At 71.2% G+C, this 19,931-nt stretch carries 17 protein-coding genes; 14 read left to right on the top strand and 3 right to left on the bottom strand.

Annotated features, from left to right (window positions below; genetic code table 11):
- The first annotated feature begins 1 nt into the window (after position 1).
- Positions 2-1,534: an acyl-CoA dehydrogenase family protein gene (locus OM076_RS31470; protein ID WP_270044103.1), complete on the top strand. Its 1,533-nt coding sequence runs from the start codon at positions 2-4 to the stop codon at positions 1,532-1,534.
- Here OM076_RS31470 and OM076_RS31465 read toward each other — a convergent pair.
- Positions 1,520-2,242: a GNAT family N-acetyltransferase gene (locus OM076_RS31465; protein ID WP_270044102.1), complete on the bottom strand. Its 723-nt coding sequence runs from the start codon at positions 2,240-2,242 to the stop codon at positions 1,520-1,522. The genes OM076_RS31470 and OM076_RS31465 overlap by 15 nt on opposite strands.
- 45 nt (positions 2,243-2,287) lie before the next feature.
- Here OM076_RS31465 and OM076_RS31460 point away from each other — a divergent pair, with 45 nt between their 5' ends.
- The 9 genes from OM076_RS31460 to OM076_RS31420 all read left to right on the top strand — a co-directional run bounded on the left by OM076_RS31460 (position 2,288) and on the right by OM076_RS31420 (position 12,618).
- Positions 2,288-3,715, top strand: a complete 1,428-nt coding sequence (locus OM076_RS31460) for a UDP-N-acetylmuramoyl-L-alanyl-D-glutamate--2,6-diaminopimelate ligase (RefSeq protein ID WP_270044101.1) — start codon at positions 2,288-2,290, stop codon at positions 3,713-3,715.
- The gene (locus OM076_RS31455; protein WP_270044100.1) at positions 3,712-5,028 is read left to right on the top strand and encodes a UDP-N-acetylmuramoyl-tripeptide--D-alanyl-D-alanine ligase; all 1,317 of its coding nucleotides are present in this window, start codon (positions 3,712-3,714) and stop codon (positions 5,026-5,028) included. Before OM076_RS31460 ends, OM076_RS31455 begins: the two co-directional genes overlap by 4 nt.
- Positions 5,021-5,986, top strand: coding sequence for a phospho-N-acetylmuramoyl-pentapeptide-transferase (gene mraY, locus OM076_RS31450; protein ID WP_270044099.1), 966 nt, complete (start codon positions 5,021-5,023; stop codon positions 5,984-5,986). Before OM076_RS31455 ends, mraY begins: the two co-directional genes overlap by 8 nt.
- A gap of 104 nt (positions 5,987-6,090) precedes the next feature.
- Positions 6,091-6,519, top strand: coding sequence for an MGMT family protein (locus OM076_RS31445; RefSeq protein ID WP_270044098.1), 429 nt, complete (start codon positions 6,091-6,093; stop codon positions 6,517-6,519).
- A gap of 243 nt (positions 6,520-6,762) precedes the next feature.
- The gene (murD, locus tag OM076_RS31440) at positions 6,763-8,094 is read left to right on the top strand and encodes a UDP-N-acetylmuramoyl-L-alanine--D-glutamate ligase (RefSeq protein WP_270044097.1); all 1,332 of its coding nucleotides are present in this window, start codon (positions 6,763-6,765) and stop codon (positions 8,092-8,094) included.
- Positions 8,095-8,135: 41 nt separating this feature from the next.
- Positions 8,136-9,374 (top strand): putative lipid II flippase FtsW, encoded by a 1,239-nt coding sequence (gene ftsW, locus OM076_RS31435; protein WP_270044096.1) that lies wholly within the window; start codon positions 8,136-8,138, stop codon positions 9,372-9,374.
- Positions 9,334-10,350, top strand: a complete 1,017-nt coding sequence (locus OM076_RS46415; RefSeq protein ID WP_270044095.1) for a UDP-N-acetylglucosamine--N-acetylmuramyl-(pentapeptide) pyrophosphoryl-undecaprenol N-acetylglucosamine transferase — start codon at positions 9,334-9,336, stop codon at positions 10,348-10,350. Before ftsW ends, OM076_RS46415 begins: the two co-directional genes overlap by 41 nt.
- A 78-nt stretch (positions 10,351-10,428) precedes the next feature.
- Positions 10,429-10,755 carry a hypothetical protein gene (locus tag OM076_RS31425; protein WP_270044094.1) on the top strand — a complete coding sequence of 109 codons (327 nt, stop codon included), beginning with the start codon at positions 10,429-10,431 and terminating at the stop codon, positions 10,753-10,755.
- 198 nt (positions 10,756-10,953) lie between these two features.
- The gene (locus OM076_RS31420; protein ID WP_270044093.1) at positions 10,954-12,618 is read left to right on the top strand and encodes a choice-of-anchor A family protein; all 1,665 of its coding nucleotides are present in this window, start codon (positions 10,954-10,956) and stop codon (positions 12,616-12,618) included.
- 53 nt (positions 12,619-12,671) lie between these two features.
- Here OM076_RS31420 and OM076_RS31415 read toward each other — a convergent pair whose 3' ends face one another.
- Positions 12,672-14,273, bottom strand: coding sequence for a RecQ family ATP-dependent DNA helicase (locus tag OM076_RS31415; protein WP_372518102.1), 1,602 nt, complete (start codon positions 14,271-14,273; stop codon positions 12,672-12,674).
- 37 nt (positions 14,274-14,310) lie between these two features.
- Between OM076_RS31415 and murC the strand changes: the two genes are divergently transcribed.
- The 4 genes from murC to OM076_RS46410 all read left to right on the top strand — a co-directional run bounded on the left by murC (position 14,311) and on the right by OM076_RS46410 (position 19,624).
- A complete protein-coding gene (gene murC, locus OM076_RS31410) occupies positions 14,311-15,585 on the top strand; it encodes a UDP-N-acetylmuramate--L-alanine ligase (protein ID WP_270044091.1) in 1,275 nt (424 codons plus the stop codon).
- A gap of 45 nt (positions 15,586-15,630) precedes the next feature.
- A complete protein-coding gene (locus tag OM076_RS31405; protein WP_270044090.1) occupies positions 15,631-16,422 on the top strand; it encodes a cell division protein FtsQ/DivIB in 792 nt (263 codons plus the stop codon).
- A 145-nt stretch (positions 16,423-16,567) separates the two neighbouring features.
- Positions 16,568-17,641 carry a cell division protein FtsZ gene (ftsZ, locus tag OM076_RS31400; RefSeq protein ID WP_270044089.1) on the top strand — a complete coding sequence of 358 codons (1,074 nt, stop codon included), beginning with the start codon at positions 16,568-16,570 and terminating at the stop codon, positions 17,639-17,641.
- Between the two features lie 45 nt (positions 17,642-17,686).
- Complete coding sequence (locus tag OM076_RS46410; RefSeq protein WP_270044088.1) at positions 17,687-19,624, top strand: diguanylate cyclase domain-containing protein; 1,938 nt, start codon at positions 17,687-17,689, stop codon at positions 19,622-19,624.
- On the opposite strand, the gene OM076_RS31390 is transcribed toward OM076_RS46410, so the two are convergent.
- On the bottom strand, positions 19,621-19,917 hold the full coding sequence (locus OM076_RS31390; protein WP_270044087.1) for a hypothetical protein: 297 nt from the start codon (positions 19,915-19,917) through the stop codon (positions 19,621-19,623). The genes OM076_RS46410 and OM076_RS31390 overlap by 4 nt on opposite strands.
- Between the last annotated feature and the right edge of the window lie 14 nt (positions 19,918-19,931).

Below are 19,931 nucleotides of genomic sequence, written 5' to 3'. Positions count from 1 at the left end.
GGTGGCTGTCGAAGTCTCCAATCAGTCGGTTCCGTTCGAGGACGTCGATCTGCTCGCGGGGGACGCCGCGCTGCGGGAGGCGCTGGTGCGCGAGGGCGCGGAGTGGGCGCTCGAGCGGGTGCGCGAGGCCGGGGCGGTGGCGGCCTCGGCCGAGGCGCAGGCCCACTCGCGGCGCGCGGAGCGCAACGAGCCGCGCCTGATCACCCACGATCGCTTCGGCTACCGGGTGGACGAGGTCGAGCTCGATCCGTCCTGGCACTGGCTGCTCGAGGGCGCCATTGCGCGGGGCATCTCCTCCTCGCCGTGGGCGGATCCGCGGCCGGGCGCGCACGTCGCGCGCGCCGCGCTGGAGTTCGTCTGGACGCACGCCAACGCGGGCGTCATGTGCCCGATCTCGATGACGTACTCCGCCGTGCCCGCGCTGCGGGTGGACCCGGAGATCGCGGCCGAATGGGAGCCGCGGCTCGCCGGCGGCGCGCTGTGCGGGATGGCGATGACCGAGAAGCAGGGCGGGTCCGACGTGCGCGCGAACATCACCCGCGCCGAGCCCGTCGGCGACGGCCGGTACGAGCTCACCGGCCACAAGTGGTTCTGCTCGTATCCGCCGTGCGACTTGTTCCTCGTGCTGGCACAGACCGCCTCGGGTCTTTCGTGCTTCGCGCTCGAACGCGGGGCGGGCATGGAGTTCCAGCGCCTGAAGGACAAGCTCGGCACTCGGTCGCTGCCGTCGTCGGAGGTCGAGTTCCACGCCGCAGGAGCCCGCCTGCTGGGCGAGGAGGGCCGCGGCGTGGCGACGATCATCGAGATGGTCACGCACACCCGCCTGGATTGCGTGATCGGCTCGGCCTCGTCGATGCGGCGCGGCGTGGCCGAGGCGATCTGGCACGCGCGGCACCGCTCGGCGTTCGGCGCGCGCCTCGTCGACCAGCCGGCGATGATCAACGTGCTGGCCGATCTGGCGCTGGAGAGCGAGGCGGCGACCGCGACCGCGCTGCGGCTCGCCCGCGCCTACGACGAGGGCGACCACGCGCTACGCCGGTTCGCCACCGCGATCGCCAAGTACTGGGTCTGCAAGCGCGCGACGCCGCACGCGGCCGAGGCATTGGAGTGCCTCGGCGGCAACGGCTACGTCGAGGAGTCGCCGATGCCGCGCCTGCTGCGCGACGCGCCGCTGAACGGCATCTGGGAGGGCTCGGGGAACGTCATCGCGCTCGACGTCCTGCGCGCGCTCTCGCGTGAGCCCGACGGGCTCTCGGCCTTCCTGGCCGAATGCGAGCTCGCCCGCGGCGGCAACGCGGTCCTCGACGACCATCTGGACGCGCTCCCGCGCTCGATCGACCCCTGGGGCGCGCGCCGCGCCGTCGAGGAGCTCGCGCTGGCCTTCCAGGCGTCGCTGCTGGTGCGGTTCGCCCCCGAATTCGTCTCCGACGCGTTTTGCGCCGCCCGCTTCGGCGGCGGCGGGCGGGTCTACGGAACGCTGCCGGCAGGTGTGGACGGCGCGGCGATTGTGGCTCGTGGACTAGAGATCGACTGAATACGCCGTGAAGACCCGCCGGAAGCCCAGCTCTAGGTAGACCCGCTCCGCCGGGTTGCCGTGGGTGACGGCGAGCCCGAGTGAGCCTCTCGTGCGCTGCAACGCCCGCGCGAGCAGCGCCCGCCCGGCGCCGCGCGCCTCTGGAGCGCGGAACACCTCGAGGATCCAGGGACCGCCGAAGGGCGCCGGCGCGTCGGCGATCGTCGCGATCAGGATCGCGCCGACGACGCGTCCGTCCTGCACCGCCAGCCCGCTTCCCGGCAGCAGCTCACCGAGCCCGCCGGCCAGGATGCCTTCGAGGTGGCGCAGCGCGTGCGGCGGCTCCATCCGATCCGGGTGCCCGGGGGCGAAGGCCGCGAGATAGACGGGCAACAGCTCGGTCGCGGGCCGGTCGACCGGGGTGAGCTCGAAGCGGGACGGGATCGGCGGGAGGTCGCGGAGGTCGTGCGAGTAGGCGTGGGAGTGGCGGTGCGGGCGCGCGCCGGCGGCCACCAGGGCGCGTCCGAGCTCCGGCGATCCGGCGATCCGCGTGTCGCGCAGCTCCGCCAACACGTAGGGCAGCGCCCGCTGCACCGGCACCTCGAGCTCGAACAGGTCCGCGACCACGCGGCCGTCGCGCAACACGTGCACGTAGCGGGCGAGCGGGATGCCGTCGGGATCGACGAGCGTGTGGCGTTCCGGGCGTTCCGGGTCGGGGACGATCGGCATGCCGACCATTCTCGCCGCCGGACGCGCTCGTAGACTGCCGGACGCATGACGCTCCGCGAGCTGCTCGGGGACGGCCCCGACGTGGTCGTAACGGGCCTGACTTTCGACAATCGGCTCGTCGCTCCAGGCACCCTGTTCTTCTGCGTGCCAGGGTTCACCCGCGACGGGCATGACTTCGCCGCCGACGCGGTCGCGCGCGGCGCGGTGGCGCTGGTGGTCCAGCGGCCGCTCGGGCTGGGCGTGCCGGAAGTGCTCGTCGAGGACGTGCGCGCCGCGATGTCCGTCGCCGCGGCGCGCTTCTACGGCGACCCGACCGCGACCCTGCGCGTCGCGGGGATCACGGGCACCAACGGCAAGACCACGACCGCGTTCCTGGTGCGGGCGCTGCTGGAGGGTGCCGGGCTGCAGACCGGGCTGCTCGGCACCGTCAAGTCGGTCGTCGGCGGGGAGGACCGCGAGGTCGTCCGCACGACGCCGGAGGCGTTCGACCTGCAGCGCACGTTCCGCGAGATGCTTGACGCCGGCGACGTCGCGTGCGCGATGGAGATCTCCTCCCACGCGCTGGAGCTCAAGCGTGCGACCGAAATGCACGTCGCGGCCGCGGTGTTCACGAACCTCACGCAGGACCATCTCGACTTCCATCCCTCGATGGAGGAGTACTTCCAGGCCAAGCGGCGGCTGTTCGCTTCGGAATTGACCGGGACGCGGATCGTCAACGCCGACTCCGACTACGGGCGGCGGCTGATCGACGAGTTCGAGTGCGTCACGTTCGCGATCGATCGCGAGGCGACGTACCGCGCGGTCGACGTGCGCACGGACGCCACGGGGTGCGACTTCACGGTGGTGTCTCCGGATGGGTCGTTCGCGGCGCGGGTGCCGCTCCCGGGGCGCTTCAACGTATTGAACGCGCTGGGCGCGTGGGGGGCGGCGCGGGCTCTGGGGGCTCCGGCGGCCGGGTTGGCCGCCTCGTTGGCGGGTGCGGTGACCGCCCCAGGCCGCTTCCAGCCGGTGGATGCGGGTCAGCCGTTCGGGGTGGTCGTCGACTACGCCCACAAGCCCGACGCGCTCGAGCAGGTGCTGCTCGCGGCGCGCGAGATGGCGTCCGGGCGGCTGATCGTGGTCGTCGGCGCCGGCGGAGACCGCGACCGCGGCAAGCGGCCGATCATGGGCGAGATCGCCGCGCGGCTGGCCGACGTCGCGCTGATCACGTCCGACAATCCCCGCTCGGAGCCGCCGGAGTCGATCATCGACGAGATCTGCGCGGGGATCGGATCGTCGCCGCACGCGTCGGTCTCGCGGGACGCCGACCGGCGGGCGTCGATCTTCCGCGCGATCTCGCTGGCGTCGCCCGGCGACGTGGTCGTGATCGCGGGCAAGGGGCACGAGCAGGGCCAGGAGTTCGAGAACGGCCGCAAGGAACCGTTCGACGACTCGCAGGTCGCCCGGGACGCGATCGCGAAGTACGTCACATGATCTCCTGGAGCGCGGCTGAGGTCGCTTCGGCGGGTGGTGCGTCGCTGGTGGCCGGCTTCGCCGAGAGCGGGCCCTCGCGGGCGGCGATCGACACGCGCGCGATCGCTTCGGGCGACCTGTTCTTCGGGCTCGTGGGCGAGCGGGTGGACGGCGGCCGGTTCGCCGCCGACGCGCTGGCCGCGGGGGCGTGGGGCGTCGTCGTCACGCCGTCGCATGCCGCCGGGCTGGCGGGCGGGGTCGTGCTCGTCGCCGACGATCCGCTGCTGGCGCTGCAGCGCCTCGCCACCGCCTGGCGCCGGGCGCTCGACGCGGCCGTGATCGGCGTGACCGGCTCGGTCGGGAAGACCTCGACGAAGCAGCTGATCGCGGCGCTCGTGGCCCCGCATCGGCGCGTGGCCGCCAATCCGGCCAATTTCAACACGGAGATCGGGCTGCCGCTGGCCGTGCTCGCCGCGCCGCCCGACACCGAGGTGCTGGTCCTGGAGATGGGCATGCGCGGGTTCGGGCAGATCGACGAACTGGCGCGGATCGCGGAGCCCGACGTGGGGGTGATCACCAACGTGGGGCCGGTGCATCTCGAGCTGGTCGGATCGTTGGAGGGCGTCGCGCGGGCGAAGGCGGAGCTGCTGGCGCACGTGCCGGTCGCGGTCGTCCCGGCCGACGAGCCGCTGCTCTCGCCGTATCTCCGCGATGACCTGGACGTCGTTCGCTTCGGCACGGACGTGATGCTCGAGGACTTCGACCCGCCGCGGGTGTCGATCCTCGCCCGCGAGTTGCGCGTCGAGTTGACGGTTCCGTTCACCGCTCGTCACCAACTCGTGAATCTGCTCGCGGCCGTCGCGGCGGCGCAGGCGGTCGGCGTAGAGCCGTCAGGCGCGGTGGACGTGGAGTTCGGGGCGCTCCGCGGCGAGCACATCGCGCTGCCCTCGGGCGTCGTGATTATCAACGACTGCTACAACGCCAACCCGCTCTCCATGCGCGCCGCACTTGACGATCTCGCCACGCAGGCGCCCGCTGGGGGGCGGCGTGTCGCCGTTCTCGGAGACATGCTCGAGCTGGGCGCGGGTGAGGCCGAAGAGCACCGCGCGGTCGGGGCGTACGCCGCGTCATCCGGGGTTGACGTGCTCGTCGCCGTGGGGCCTTTGTCGTCGGTCATGCCGGCATCGTTCGGCGGCGAGTCGTACGTCGCCGCGGATGCGACATCTGCGGCCTCGGTGGTCGCCGGCCTGGTTGCGCCGGGCGACGTCGTGCTGGTGAAGGCGTCGCGCGGGATCGGCCTGGAGACCGTCGCGGAGGCGCTCGCTCGTGGGTGAGGTCCTGATCGCGGGCACGGCCTCGCTGCTGATCTGCGTCTTTCTGTCGCCCAAGTTCATCTCGTTCCTGCGGGCGCGCGAGTTCGGCCAGAACATCCGCGAAGACGGCCCGGAAGGGCACCACGCGAAGGCCGGCACGCCGACGATGGGCGGGATCATCATCTTCACGGCGATCGCGGTGCCGTTCCTGCTGTTGACCGACTGGGGCTGGAGCGCCGTGGGCGTGTTCGGCGTGGCGGTGGCGTGCGCGCTGCTCGGCTTCGCCGACGACTACACGAAGCTCGTCAAGCGGCGCTCGCTTGGCTTGCGCGGGCGGACGAAGCTCTTCGTCACGGTGCTGATCTCGATCGGGCTCTGGCTGGTCGCGACCAAGGGCGCGGGTCTGCCGGACACGGTCAATCTGCGGATCGTCGACGCCTCGATCGATCTCGGGTTCCTGTACCCGGTCTTCATCTACCTGGTGGTGGCGGGGACGACCTCGGCGGTGAACCTGACCGACGGCCTGGACGGGCTGGCGGCAGGCTGTGCGGCGATCGTGCTGCTCGCGTACATCGCGATCACGTTCACGACGGGGCAGCTGGGGCTGTCGCTGGTCGCCGGCTGCCTGGTGGGCGCGTGCGTCGGGTTCCTGTGGTTCAACTCGTTCCCGGCGTCGATCTTCATGGGCGACACCGGGTCTTTGGGCCTGGGCGGGGCGATCGCCGGCATGGCCGTGATGACCAAGACCGAGGTGCTGCTGATCATCCTCGGCGGCATCTTCGTGATCGAGGCGCTGTCCGTGCTGATCCAGGTCTTCTCCTTCCAGACCTTCCGCAAGCGCGTCTTCAAGATGGCGCCGATCCACCACCACTTCGAGCTCGAGGCGTGGTCGGAGACCAAGATCATCCTGCGCTTCTGGATCGTCGCCGCGGTCTGCAGCGCGATCGGCTTCACGCTTTACCAGCAGTCCATCACGTAACTGCACCTTTTCTGCACCAACTCTGCGCACTGCGGGGTTGTCCGGGCGTTCTCGTGATGGGGTCCCAGGTCGAATGACGACCCCTCCCGAAAAGGAGCCTTCTCATGGACCTCGACCTCGTGCGCGAGACCGTCGCCGCCATCCCGCCCGGCGCCTGGATGAGCTACGGCGACGTCGCCGCGGCCGCCGGCGGTTCGGACATCCACGCCCGCACGCTCAACCAGCGCTTCATCCGTGAAGGCCTGGAGGGCGCCCACCGCGTCCTGAAGTCCGACGGCACGGTCGGCGGCACCGCCCTGGGAGACCCGGCCGAAGTCCGCCGCCGCCTCGAAGCCGAGGGCCTCGAGTTCGACGGCGGCCGCGCCAACAAGGCCGCCCGCCTGCGCCCACCGGCGGCGCTCGCCGCGCAGGTTGCGGCTGCCGTGGGCGACGGGGCCGGCGACGACGGCGCGGCCGTGGGCGGCGTGGACGAGGACGGACGCGCCTTCACCGGCACGGACGCCGCGCCGACCTCGACGGCCGCGGCGGCGTGAGACCCGCCGCCGACATCGCGGCGTCGCTCCCGACTCGGCGCCCGGGTTCACGCGGGCGCCGGGTCGACGGGCCGCGCCGTCTGACCCTCGCGACGCTCCTCGCGGCGGCCTTTCCGGCCGCCGCGAAGGGAACGCCCGGCGAGAGAAAGGTTCGTCGTGTACAGCACGGCTAAGTCTTCCCTCGCGCCGCACGGCGGGTCCTCGGCACCGGGTGGTCCGGGCCGATCGCTTGAATGGGTGCCCGTGATCGAGCGTCCGCCGCTTCCGCCTGGGCCGTTTCTCGTGCTCGGCCTCGCCCGTTCGGGGGTGGCGGCCGCCCGCGCGCTGACCGATCGTGGGCAGCGCGTGGTCGCCACCGACGCCCGCACCGTGAGCGACGAGGTCCGCGCGGCGCTGCTCGCGATGGGCGCCGAGGTGCGCGATGGCGAGGCGGGTGCCGACCTCCTGGACGACATCGCGACCGTCGTCAAGAGCCCCGGCGTGCCGCGCGAGGCACCGCTCGTGGCCACGGCCCTCATCCAGGGGGTCGAAGTCATCGGGGAGCTGGAGCTCGGGTGGCGCCTGCTCGAGAACGAGTTCATCGCCCTGACCGGTTCCAACGGCAAGACGACGACCGTCGAGCTGATCGGCCACATCCACCGGACGGCCGGTCTGCCGGTCACCGTCGCCGGGAACGTCGGCACGGCGCTGACCTCGCTTCCCGGAACGCTCGACCCTGACGCCGTGGTCGTGTGCGAGGCGTCGTCGTTCCAACTCGAGGACACGTTCGCGTTCGCACCCGACGCCGCCGTGCTGCTCAACCTCGCCGAGGACCACCTCGACCGCCACGGGACCTTCGAGAACTACCGCGCCGCCAAGCTCGCGGTCTTCGCCCACCAGCCTCCCGGCGCGCTCGCCGTCGTCCCGGCCGGCCTCGCGCTCGACGACGCGGGCGGCGCCGCCACGCGCATCACGTTCGGGGACGGTGCCGGGCCCGATCTCGCACATCGCGACGGCACGCTCTACTGGCGCGGGGAACGCTTGCTGGCCGCCGCCGAGATCCGGCTGCGTGGTCCGCACAATCGCGAGAACGCGATGGCCGCCGCTGGGGTGTGCCTGGCGCGCGGGCTCGATCCCGCCGCGGTCCGCGAGGCGCTGCGGACGTTCACGGGGGTCGCCCACCGGTTGGAGGAGATCGCGACGGTCGGGGGCGTGGCCTTCGTCAACGACTCCAAGGCGACGAACGTCGCGTCGGCCGAGGTGGCGATCCGGTCGTTCGAACGCGGTGTCCACCTGATCGCGGGCGGCAGCGAGAAAGGGTCGGACTTCGCGCCCCTCGCCGAGCCCGTCAAGGCGCGCTGCGAGGGCGTGTATCTGATCGGCGAGACCGCGCCGCGGCTGCACGCCGCGCTGACGTCTACGGGCGTCCCCATCGACGACGCGCAGAACCTCGAGCGGGCGTTCGCGCACGCCGTCGCCGCCGCGGGACCGGGGGACGTCGTCCTGCTCAGCCCGGCCTGCGCGTCCTATGACCAATACCGCTCGTACGAGGAGCGAGGTGAGCATTTCCGTGACCTGGTCGCCCAGCTCACATAATCCCGGAAGGCGTCGGGCGGGCCGCGTCGAATGGCCCTTCGATGGGCCGTCAAAAGCAGCAGCCGCTGGAGCATCGACTGCTGCTCACCGCCACGTTCTGCCTGCTGGCGGGCGGAGCGGTCATGGTCTACTCGGCGTCGTCGGCGCGAACCCTGCTCCAGGGCCAGGGGGACGGCACGTCGTACCTGGTCAAGTACGTCACGTACGGGGCGATCGGGCTGGTCGGGATGTATCTCGTCTCGCGCCTGAACCTGGAGCTGATCCGGCGCTACACGGGCGCGCTGCTGATCGCGAGCTTCGTGATGCTCGTGCTGGTCAAGGTCCCGGGCGTCGGCGTGCGCGTCAATGGCGCGCATCGCTGGCTGGGCTTCGGGCCACTCCAGTTCCAGCCGAGCGAGATCATGAAGATCGCGCTTGTCCTGCACATCTCAGGGGTGGTCGCGAACCGGCCGAAGATCGCCCGGTCGATAAGAACGCTCACCGGGCCGGTGATCGGCGTGTCGGCCGCGGCGGTGCTGCTGATCGCGATGCAGCCGGACCTCGGCACCGACCTCGTGATCTGCGCGACCGTCGCCGCGATGATGATCGCGGCGGGCCTGCCGATGCGGCAGCTCGGCCTCGCGTTCGGCGTCGGCGCGACGCTGGTGATGCTCTTCGCGATCCTCGAGCCCTACCGGCGCGCCCGGCTGACGAGCTTCTTGAACCCCTGGGACCACGCCGCGGGTGCGGGCTTCCAGGCGGTGCAGGGGCAGATCGCGATCGGCTCGGGCGGCCTGTTCGGCCACGGGCTGGGCGCGTCGATCCAGAAGATCTTCTACGTCCCCGAGGCCCACACCGACTTCATCCTCGCCGTGATCGGCGAGGAGCTCGGCCTGGCGGGCATCCTGGCGCTGCTGTCGCTGTACGGCATCATCGGCTACGCCGGGCTGCGGACCGCCCGCAACGCCGTGGGCATCTACTCCAAGTTGCTCGCCGGCGGCCTGACCTCGCTGATCCTGTGTCAAGCCACGCTCAACGTGTATGCCGTGCTCGGCCTCGCGCCGCTGACCGGCGTTCCGCTTCCGTTCATCTCCTCCGGCTCGACTTCACTGATCGTGCTGCTCGGCGCCATGGGCCTGCTGCTCAATGTGGCCGCCGGCGGCTCGACGCAGTTGCGGGTCGTGCCGGAGCCACGCTCGAGGGAGTCGCGTGACCGCGCCACCGAGGATCGTCATCGCGGCCGGGGGCACGGCGGGCCACGTGGTACCGGCCATAGCGGTCGCCGACGCGCTGCGAGCTGAGGGCGCCGAGGTCAGCTTCGTCGGCGGCGAGCGAGCTGAGGCGGAGCTGGTCCCCAAGGCCGGCTACGAGCTCGACACGCTCAACGTCGAGGGCCTGAGCCGCACGAACCCGCTCAAGGCCGCCCGCGCCCTCGGCAAGGCGGGCGCGGCGTTCGGTCAGGCGCGCAAGATCCTCAAGCGCCGGCAGGCCGACGCCGTGCTCGGGGGTGGGGGATACGTGGCGGGCCCGGTCGGCCTGGCCGCCGCGACGAGCGGCACGCCGCTCGTGCTCGCCGAGGCCGACAGTCACCTCGGGATCTCCAACCGTGCACTGGCATCGCGCGCCCGCCGGGTGTGTCTTGCGTTCCCGCTGGAGGGGCGGACGGGCGACCGCTACCGGGTGACGGGCCGGCCGGTGCCACCCAAGATGACCGATCGGGCGCTCGCCCGCGCGCAGCTCGGCATCGCGCCGGACGAGACGTGCGTGCTCGTGTTCGGCGGGTCGCTCGGTGCCCGCTCGATCAATCGCGCGGCTCCGATCGCGTTCAAGGACGCGCCGTACCGCGTCGTGCATGTCGCAGGCACCCGCGACTACGCCGATCTCTCCAGCCCTGGGCCGCACTACGTGCTGCTCGACTACCTGACGCCGTTCGGGATCGCGCTGGCCGCCGCGGACGTCGCGGTCGGCCGCTCGGGCGGGTCGGTCTTCGAGCTCGCGCAGTACGGCCTGCCGTCGGTGCTGATCCCGTACCCGCACGCCTCGGCCGACCACCAGAGCGCCAACGCGAAGTGGATGGCCGACGCGGGAGCGGCGCGGATCGTCCCCGACTCCGAGCTGACGCCGGAGCGCCTGCGCGAGACGACCGACGCGGTGCTGGCCGCGCGCGAGCCGATGTCACATGCCGCACTGTCGTTGGCCAAGCCGAACGCGGCGCAGGACATCGCACACGAGATCCTTGCCGCGGTTACAGGGGAAAGAGTTCATCCCTCCGAGTGACGGTGGATCGGGGCGGTGGTTGGGAGAGTCCTTCGTGCAGCCACCGTCCTCTCCGAACCGAAAGTCTCGATCCTCACCATGATCATCCGTACCTCTCTCGTCGGCCTCCTCGTCGCCGCGTCCGTCGGCATCGCCGCCTGTGGGGGCGGAGGCATCTCGCAGAAAGAGGCCGACCAGCTTCAGGACCGCGGCGTCGCGCTGCAGCAGAAGGCCGCGCAGATCTCCGCGGACGTGAAGTCCGGCAAGATCACCGCCGAGGAAGGCGCCAAGCAGCTCCAGAACGACGCGACGAACCTGGCCGACGACACGATCGACGCGGCCAACGGCTCCAACCTTCCGCCGGACGTCCAGAAGCAGCTCGACGACGCCAAGAAGCAGCTCGACGCCGCCAACGCCGGCAACTAGCGCTCATGCCGCGGCGACGCGGCCCCCAGCTTCGAAATCGAGCCCGCCCGGCACCCGCCGGCGGGCTCGTTTTGGTTCTTGATCGGACATCCGGCCAGAACCGCCGATTCGCTTAGGTTCGAGGTCAAACGGGTCTACCGTAGGCCCTGGCCGACTCCCCCTTTCGGCCGCTCCCCAACCTCGCTCTTAGGAGTTTCCATGCTGGCTCGTCCCGCTGTTCGGCGGCGCAGGCGCGTGCTCGCGTCCGCGTCGCTGCTGCTCGCCCTCGCAGTGCCCGCGACCGCTTCGGCCGCCGACCCGCTCTCGACCACGCGCGGGTTCACCGTCTTCACGGCGGGCGACGCCACTGTGACCGCCAACGAGAACGACGGCTCGATGGCGGCGGGCGGGGACCTCGTCCTCCCGGCGGGTGGTGACTACCGCGTCGGCAACAACGCCAAGAGCACGTTCACCGCGACCGGCACCTCGGCGCCGACCGCGCTGTACATCGGCGGCACCGCGCACATCAATGGCGGCAAGCTCACGGTCAACGGAAATCAATACGCCCGCGTGGTCAACTCGACCGGGTTGAAGGGCGTCAAGAGCGGCAGCACCGCCTCCATCACTCCCACGACCGGCAGCGGCTCGATCGCGATCAACACGGGCCAGGCGACCACGACCATGTTCGGCGCCCCGTCGAACGCGATCAACTTCACCTCCGCGTTCACCTCACTGCGTGCCGAGGCCGACACCTACGCGACGTACGCCAACGACCTCACCGTCAAGAACGCGACCGGTGGCACCCTCGACTGGACGACCGCGACCGTCAACCCGTACATCACACCCACGAGTGGGACGAACGTGTGGCGACTCACTTCGGACCAGTTGCGCCGCCTCGGCACGATCACCTTCCGCTCGATGCCGTCCAACGCGACGCTGCTGATCGTCGTCACCGACTGGACGACCGGCACCTGGAAGGCACCGAATTTCTCCGGCATCGGCATCGCACAGGCTGACCAGATCCTGATCGATTTCCCGACCGCGACTGCACTGACACTGTCCGCCGACAGCGCCACCGTCGAGGGTTCGATCCTCGCCCCGCGCGCCGCCCTGTCACTGCTCACCCACAGCAACGTCGAGGGTCAGATCGTCGCGGCGAGCTTCAGCCACACGGGTGGCGGTGAGATCCACAGCGCGCCGTTCGCGGGGGAGATCAAGTGCGTCACGGTGATCAAGCCGACGCCGACGCCGACGCCGTCTCCGACGCCGACGCCGACGCCGTCTCCGACGCCCACGCCCACGCCGTCTCCGACGCCCACGCCCACGCCGTCTCCGACGCCGAGCCCGACGCCCACGCCGACGCCGACGCCGTCTCCGACGCCGACGCCGTCTCCGACGCCGACGCCGACGCCGACGCCGACGCCGACGCCGACCCCGACGCCCACGCCGAGCCCGACGCCCACGCCGACGCCCACGCCCACGCCGACCTCGACCCCCGACCCCGAGCCCACACCCACCGTCTCCGCCCCCGACCCGCGCCCCGCCGACGAGCCCCGCGGCGAGGTCCTTGCCGCCACCGACACGCAGGTCAAGCCGAGCGCCCGCATCACCGGCCTCGCCGGCTGCGTCAAGACCACGAAGACGGTCAAGGTCTCGGGCACGCACATCCGCTCGGTCGCCTTCACGCTCGATAGCAAGAAGCTCCGCACGGTCACCGCCGTCAACAGCACGCTCGCCGTGACCAAGGTCACGGTCGGTCACCTCAAGGCAGGCACCCACACGCTGACGGCCAAGGTCACCTTCGCCGACGGGACCAAGAAGACCCTGAAGCTGCGCTTCTCGCGCTGCACGACCGCGAAGGTCGCGCCGCACTTCACGGGCTGAGCGACCGTCGAGTTTCTCGAGTACCGCTCGAGAAACTCGACGCTCGCGGGCGGTCAGCCAGCCTGATACGCCGTGAGGATCGAGCGCTCGCGAACCACCGCGAGCGCGAGCGTCTTGTAGCCCGCTTCGTCGAACAGCACGACCATCGAGTCGTCGTCGTAGCGCTGCACGACACCCGAGCCCCACTGTCCGTGCACCACGCGGGCGCCGACCGCGAACGGGAGGTCCGCCGGCGGCTTGTGCACCCGCCCCGCCTCGCAGTTGTCGCAAAACCCGCAGGGCGGCTCGAACGGCTCGCCGAAGTAGGACAGCAGGAACGCTCGCCGGCAGTCGCCCGATTCGGCGTAGGCGCGCATCATGTCCACGCGCGAGCGGTCGAACGAGCGGCGCATCTCCTCGGCCTCGGCAGCGCGCATCAGCGCGTCGGCCGGGGCGGAGTCCAGGCCCTCGACCTCGCCGTCGGTCCGCACGTGCAGCGCCCCCGCGTCCTCCAGCCGCGCCAGCGCGGAGGCGACCTTCGTCTGCGAGAGCGACAGGGAGTGCTGCAGCACGTCGGCGCCGACCGGATGCCCCGCGCTTCGCACCGCCTCGAGTACCTGTGCCAGCTCGTCGACCTCGACGTGCCCACCCGCGAAGAACCGCCGCAGCCCGACGTCCTCGGACCGGTAGTAGAGGACGATGTCCGCGCGCGCCCCGTCGCGACCGGCGCGCCCGATCTCCTGGTAGTAGGCATCGAGCGACTCGGCCACCTCGGCGTGAAAGACCCAGCGGACGTCGTGCTTGTCGATCCCCATGCCGAACGCGGTCGTCGCCACGACGACCTCCAGGTCCCCGTCCATGAAGCGCTCCTGCACGTCATCGCGCTCGTGCGGCCGCATCCCCGCGTGATAGGCGGCGGCGTTCGGGACCGCCGCGGCGAGCGATTCAGCCTCGCGCCGCGTGGAGACGTAGACGATCCCGGGCCCGCCGGACGCCGCGACCCGCTCCTCCAAGGCGCGCAGCTTCCGGTCAGCGCCCTGCTCGCCGTTGAAGCGCTCGACCGCGAAGTGCAGGTTGGGCCGGTCGAACCCGCGGATCAGGATGTTCGGGGAGCGCAGACCGAGCCGCTCGACGATCTCCTCGCGCACCGGCGGGGCGGCCGTCGCGGTCAAAGCGAGCACCGGCGGGCGACCGAGCGCGTCGATCGCCGGCCCGAGGCGCAGGTATTCCGGCCGGAAGTCGTGTCCCCACTCGGAGATCGTGTGCGCCTCATCGACGACGAACAACGAGATGTCGGCCACCGCGAGCTCGTCGAGCACCTGCGGCCGTGCGAGCTGCTCGGGCGCGAGGAACAGGAACTCGAGCGTTCCCTCCGCCAGTTCGTGCAGCGCATGCGCGCGCTCACCCGCCGGGATCGTCGAGTTCAGCTGCGCCGCGCCGCCGGCGCACAGCCCGCGCAAGGTCTCCACCTGGTCGCGCTGGAGAGCGATCAGCGGCGAGACGACCACGGTCGCGCCGGGCGTCAGCAGCCCGGCGATCTGGTAGATCGCGGACTTGCCCGAGCCGGTCGACATGACCACGAGCGTGTCGCGGCCGGCCAGCGCGGACTCGATCGCCTCCCGCTGCCCGGGCCGCAGCTCCGGGTAGCCGAACGCCTCGCGCGCGACACGATCGATCGGGGACTCGTCGGCCAGGGGCCCTAGATTGACAGGAATGGACCAACCCTGGTCAGGACGAAGACTGCACTTTGTGGGGATCGGCGGCGCCGGTATGAGCGGGCTCGCCGTAGTCGCGCACGCGCTCGGCGCGAGCGTCACCGGCTCCGATCGCGCGGCCGGCTCGCCCTACGGCGGCCCGCTGAAAGCGGCCGGGATCGAGCCGACGATCGGCCACGACGCCGCCAACGTGCCCGAGGGTGCCGAGGTCGTGTACTCGAGCGCGATCCCGCCGACCAACGCGGAGCGCCGCCCACCCGAGATGCATCGCGCCGACCTCCTCGGTGAGCTCACAAGGCTCAAGCCCACGATCGCGATCTCCGGCACCCACGGCAAGACCACGACGTCGAGCATGGTCGTCCACGCCCTCGAGGCCAAGAGCTACCTCGTCGGCGGGGAGGTGCGCAGCACCGGCTCAAACGCCGGTTGGGGGGACGACGCGTGGCTGATCGTCGAGGCCGACGAGTCCGATCGCAGCCTGCTCAAGCTCAGCCCCACGATCGCGGTCGTGACGAACGCTGAGCTGGACCACCACACGACCTACGCCTCCCAGCGAGACGTCGACGACACCTTCGCGCAGTTCCTCGCCAAGGCGACCCAGCGGGTCGTGCCCGAGAACCTCACCCGCCTCGCCGAGGACCCGACGACGTTCGCCGCCGAGCCCACGCTCAGCGCCGCGGGCTCGTCCTTCGACTTCGACGGTCACGTCGTCACCCTGCAGATCCCCGGCGCCCACAACGCCGCCAACGCCGCGGCCGCGCTGACCGCGATCAAGCTCGCGGGCGGAGACGTGGCCGCAGCAGCGCAGAATCTCGCCTCCTTCGAGGGAGCCGGCCGCCGGTTCGAGCGGCTCGGCACCACACCCACCGGGGCGCTGGTGGTCGACGACTACGCGCACCACCCGACCGAGGTCCGCGCCACGATCGCGGCCGCCCGCACCCTGCAGCCCCGCCGCGTGATCGCGTGCTTCCAGCCGCACCTCTTCTCGCGCACGCAGCGCGAGGCGACCGCCTTCGGCCGGGCACTCGCGCGAGCCGACCTCGCCGTGATCCTCGATGTGTATCCCGCCCGCGAACGCGCGGAGGACTTCCCGGGCGTGACCGGCCTGCTCGTGGCCGAGGCCACCGCCGACGCCGGCAACGGAAAACGCGTCGCCTGGATGCGCACCCACGCCGCGGCCGAGACCTTCCTGCGCAACGAGTTGTGCAGCGGTGACGTGCTGCTGACGATGGGCGCCGGCGACGTCGACTCCATCGGGCGGGCGCTTATATAGAAGGGACCGGCGGAACGGGGTCGAAGCTCTGCGCCAATGGTCGCCATGACCGTCACCCGCCGCGGCCGGCGCCTGTTGCGCCTCGCCGTCGGCCTCATCCTCGTGCTCGCGTTCGCGAGCGGCGGGTGGATGTGGCTGCGCGATTCCAGCCTCGTCGCGGTCCGCGACGTGCAGATCACGGGCGTGACCGCGTCCGACGGCGAGCAGGTCAAGGCCGCGCTCACGAGCGCGGGGCTCGATATGACCACGCTCCACGTGCAGCCGCAGGCGCTGAAGGAAGCGACCGCGAACCTGACCTCGGTCGAGTCGCTGAAGGTCCGCTCCGACTTCCCGCACAAGCTCTCGATCCAGGTGATCGAGCGTCAGCCCGTGGCCGCTCTGGCGACCAAGGGGGAGGAGCGGATCCCGGTCACGGGCGACGGCATCGTCCTGCGTGGCGTGACCGCCGAGCGCGACCTGCCGAGCCTCACGCTCGACGCCGGCGCGGTCGGGCCGAAGCTCACCGACCACCGCGCGCTTGGCGCGCTCAAGATCGCGGGCGCCGCACCCGATGTCCTCCTTCGACGCTCGAATGCGCTCGTCGTCAACGGGAAGGGCATCGTCGTGACGCTTAAGAATGGCCCCGAACTGGTGTTCGGTTCAGCCTCTGACGCGCGCGCGAAGTGGATTGCCGCCGCACGCGTCCTCGCCGAGAGCTCCGCTGCAGGCGCCACCTATTTGGACCTCCGGATTCCGGGGCGGGTGGCCGCAGGAGGGCTCGCGCCGATCGACCCGGAGGCCGATAACCCGAACCCTCAACCTGAGGCTCAGAATAGCCCAACTCTCAACCAAGGGTAGAGACTTTGGCATTCTGCAACGATCTTTGCGGCGGTTCGTTCTCGTTGACATTGGGAACGAAATCCCCGTACCTTGCGGTAATCCGCCCGGTCAGTGAGCGTGCTAAAACGCTCGACCCTAACTAGAGGCACGGACGGAATCTCTCATGGAAGCCAGCGGTTATCTCGCAGTCATCAAGGTCGTCGGCGTCGGCGGCGGTGGAACCAATGCCGTAAACCGGATGATCGACGCCGGCCTGTCCGGCGTGGAGTTCATTGCCGCCAACACGGACGCGCAGGCGCTCCAGATGACGGATGCGGACCTCAAGCTGCACATCGGCGCGAACCTCACCAAGGGGCTCGGCGCGGGCGCCAACCCGCAGATCGGCCAAGGCGCGGCGGCCGAGTCACGCGACGACATCAAGGAGGCGCTCAAGGGCGCGGACATGGTGTTCGTCACGGCAGGGGAGGGGGGCGGCACCGGTACGGGCGCCGCGCCGGTGATCGCCGAGATCGCCAAGAACGAGATCGGTGCGCTCACCGTGGGTGTGGTCACGCGCCCGTTCTCCTTCGAGGGCTCCCAGCGCGGCCGCCAGGCGCAGGAGGGCATCGACCGCCTGCGCGAGATGGTCGACACGCTGATCGTGATCCCGAACGAGAAGCTGCTCGCGATGGTCGAGCGCCGCACGAGCATCCTCGACGCGTTCCGCGAGGCCGACAACGTCCTGCGCCAGGGCGTCCAGGGCATCACGGACCTGATCACGATCCCGGGCCTGATCAACCTCGACTTCGCCGACGTCCGCACGATCATGGCCAACGCCGGGTCCGCGCTGATGGGCATCGGCACCGCCAACGGCGAGTCGCGGGCGAGTGAGGCCGCCAAGCAGGCGATCTCGAGTCCGCTGCTGGAGGAGTCCGTCGAGGGCGCCACCGGCATCCTGCTCAACATCACCGGTGGTCGCGACCTCGGCCTGTTCGAGGTCAACGAGGCCGCCGAGCTGATCCACTCCGCCGCCGACGCGAACTCCAACATCATCTTCGGCGCCGTGATCGACGAGGCGATGGGCGACGACATCCGCGTCACGGTGATCGCCACCGGCTTCGACCACGGCGGCGTGCGCGCCGCCCGCGAGGAACGGGCCCGCCCGCCGCGCGACCGCGGCCCGCGGATCGACGATCGCCAGCGCGATTCGCTCGTCATCCGCGACGACGATCTCGACATCCCGCCGTTCCTTCGCTGACGCACCGCTAAAGGATCGGCGTCCAATACGCCGATACCTGGAGGTGTGAGTGTCCAGCCGCGCAGGTCTCTGTTCTTCGCCCTCGTGGCGTGCGCGGTCTGGCTGGGTGTCCACGAGGTCCGCGTGGTCGGCTTCGACGGGATCTCGCTCGGCCCGCTGAGCTCCCGCTTCGCCCACGACGTCGTGCTCCTGATCGCCGCCGGCGCCTGCCTGCTGCGCGCCGCCACCGTCCGCGTCGAGCGCACCGCGTGGCTGCTGATCGGCCTCGGAGTCCTCGGCTGGACGTTCGGCGAGATCTACTACACGGCCGTGCTCTGGGATGAGAGCGCGCCGCCGATCCCCTCGCCCGCCGACATCGGCTACCTCGTCTTCCCGGTCGCGACCTTCGCGGGCATGATCTTCCTCGTCCGCGGACGCGCGAAGTTCACTCCGGCGCTGCTCGTCGACGGCATCGCGACCGCGCTGGCCGTCGCCGCCCTGAGCGCCGCGATCGTCTTCCAGACGGTCCTCGACCACGCCTCCGGCGACGTCGCCTCGGTCGTCACCTCGCTGGCCTATCCGGTCACGGATCTGATCCTCGCCGCCGTCGCCGTGGGCGCCCTCGCGAGCACGGGCTGGCGCGTCGATCGCACCTGGGCGCTGCTGACCGGCGGCATCCTGCTCTTCTGGTTCGCCGACTCGATGTACCTCGTGCGCACCGCGGAGGGCGTCTACGAGGCGGGCGGCTGGTTCGACGCGGGCTGGTGGGGCGGGCTGGTGATGATCGCCGTCGCCGCCTGGCAGCCGGTGCCGCTGCGCCGCGTCCGCTGCGCGGGTGACTCGCTGCGCCTGATCGCGGCGCCGCTCGCCTCCGGCGCGATCGCGCTCGAGCTGCTCGTCTACGGCTCGCTCGTCTCGCTCAACCCGCTCGCCGTCGGCCTCGCCGCCGCCGCGCTCGTCTTCGTGATGATCCGGCTGACGATGACGTTCCGCCAGAACGTCCGGATCCTGCGCGCGTCCCGCGACGAGGCGATGACGGACGCGCTGACCGGTCTCGGCAACCGCCGCGCTCTGACGGTCGCGCTGGACGAGGCCTTCGCCGAGGCCCGCGACGACTCCCCGCTCGTCCTCGCCATGTTCGACCTCGACGGCTTCAAGCACTACAACGACACCTTCGGCCATCCCGCGGGCGACATCCTCCTCACCCGCCTCGGCGCGAACCTGCGCAAGTACCTCGGCACCCGCGGCACCGTCTTCCGGATGGGCGGCGACGAGTTCTGCGCGCTGTTCACGCTCCACGCCGGCCAGGACCGGGTCGAGCTGCTCGACGGCGCCGCCCTCGCGCTGAGCGAGCACGGCGACGGCTTCTGGATCGGCTGCTCCTACGGCTCGATCGCCGTGCCGGGCGAGGCGACCGACGCGGCCGAGGCGCTGCGGATCGCCGACCAGCGCATGTACGCCCAGAAGCACGCGGGCCGCGCCTCGCCGTCGCGCCAGGTCAAGGAGGCGCTCCTGAGCGTCCTCGCCGCCCGCGACCCCGAGACCACCCGCCACGCCCGCGCCGTCGCCGCCCTCGTCGACTCCGCCGCGCAGCACCTCGGCCTCGGCCAGGACGAGCGCGAGACCGTCCGCCTCGCCGCGGAGCTGCACGAGGCCGGCCGGCTGATGCTCCCGTCGGGCTCGAGCCCCGACGACATCGCCCTCGCCAGCGAGCGCATGGTCGCCGCGACCCCCGCCCTCGCCCCCGCCGCGCACCTGATCGGCGCCGTCCACGAGCGCTGGGACGGGAGCGGCTTCCCGAACGGCCGCGCGGGCGAGGAGATCCCCCTCGGCGCACGCATCGTCGCCGTCGCTGACGCGCTGGAAGCGATGAGCGCCGACCGCACACCCACCGAGGCGCTCGCGGAACTGCAGCGCGGGGCGGGTACGCGGTTCGACCCGAGGGTCGTCGCCGCCTTCACCGCCACGGCCTCACCGCACGCCGTGCCCTTCGTGCTCTCCTAGCTGTGAGTCACACGCGGCCAGCGTCGCGTCCAGTAATAGACCGGTGTGACGAATCCACCGAAGACGACCAGCAGGATGGTCCAGGTCGTGCGCTGGGTGTCACTGAGTGAACGGTCCTGGTTGGCGTCGACGGCGAGGATGATCGCCGGCACAAAGTTCACCATCGTCCACAGGAGCATCAGGATGAGCGCCGCGACCGGGAACTCACCGTCGGCCGGCGGTGAGGCGATGAGTAAGACGACGAAGGTGAGGAAGATCGGGATCGGCAGCAGCGTCGCGACGCCGAGACACACCTCGAAGACCCGGC

This window comes from Solirubrobacter ginsenosidimutans (assembly GCF_027587205.1).
Note: the sequence above shows the minus strand (reverse complement) of the source record. Positions and strands in the feature narration are given on the sequence as shown.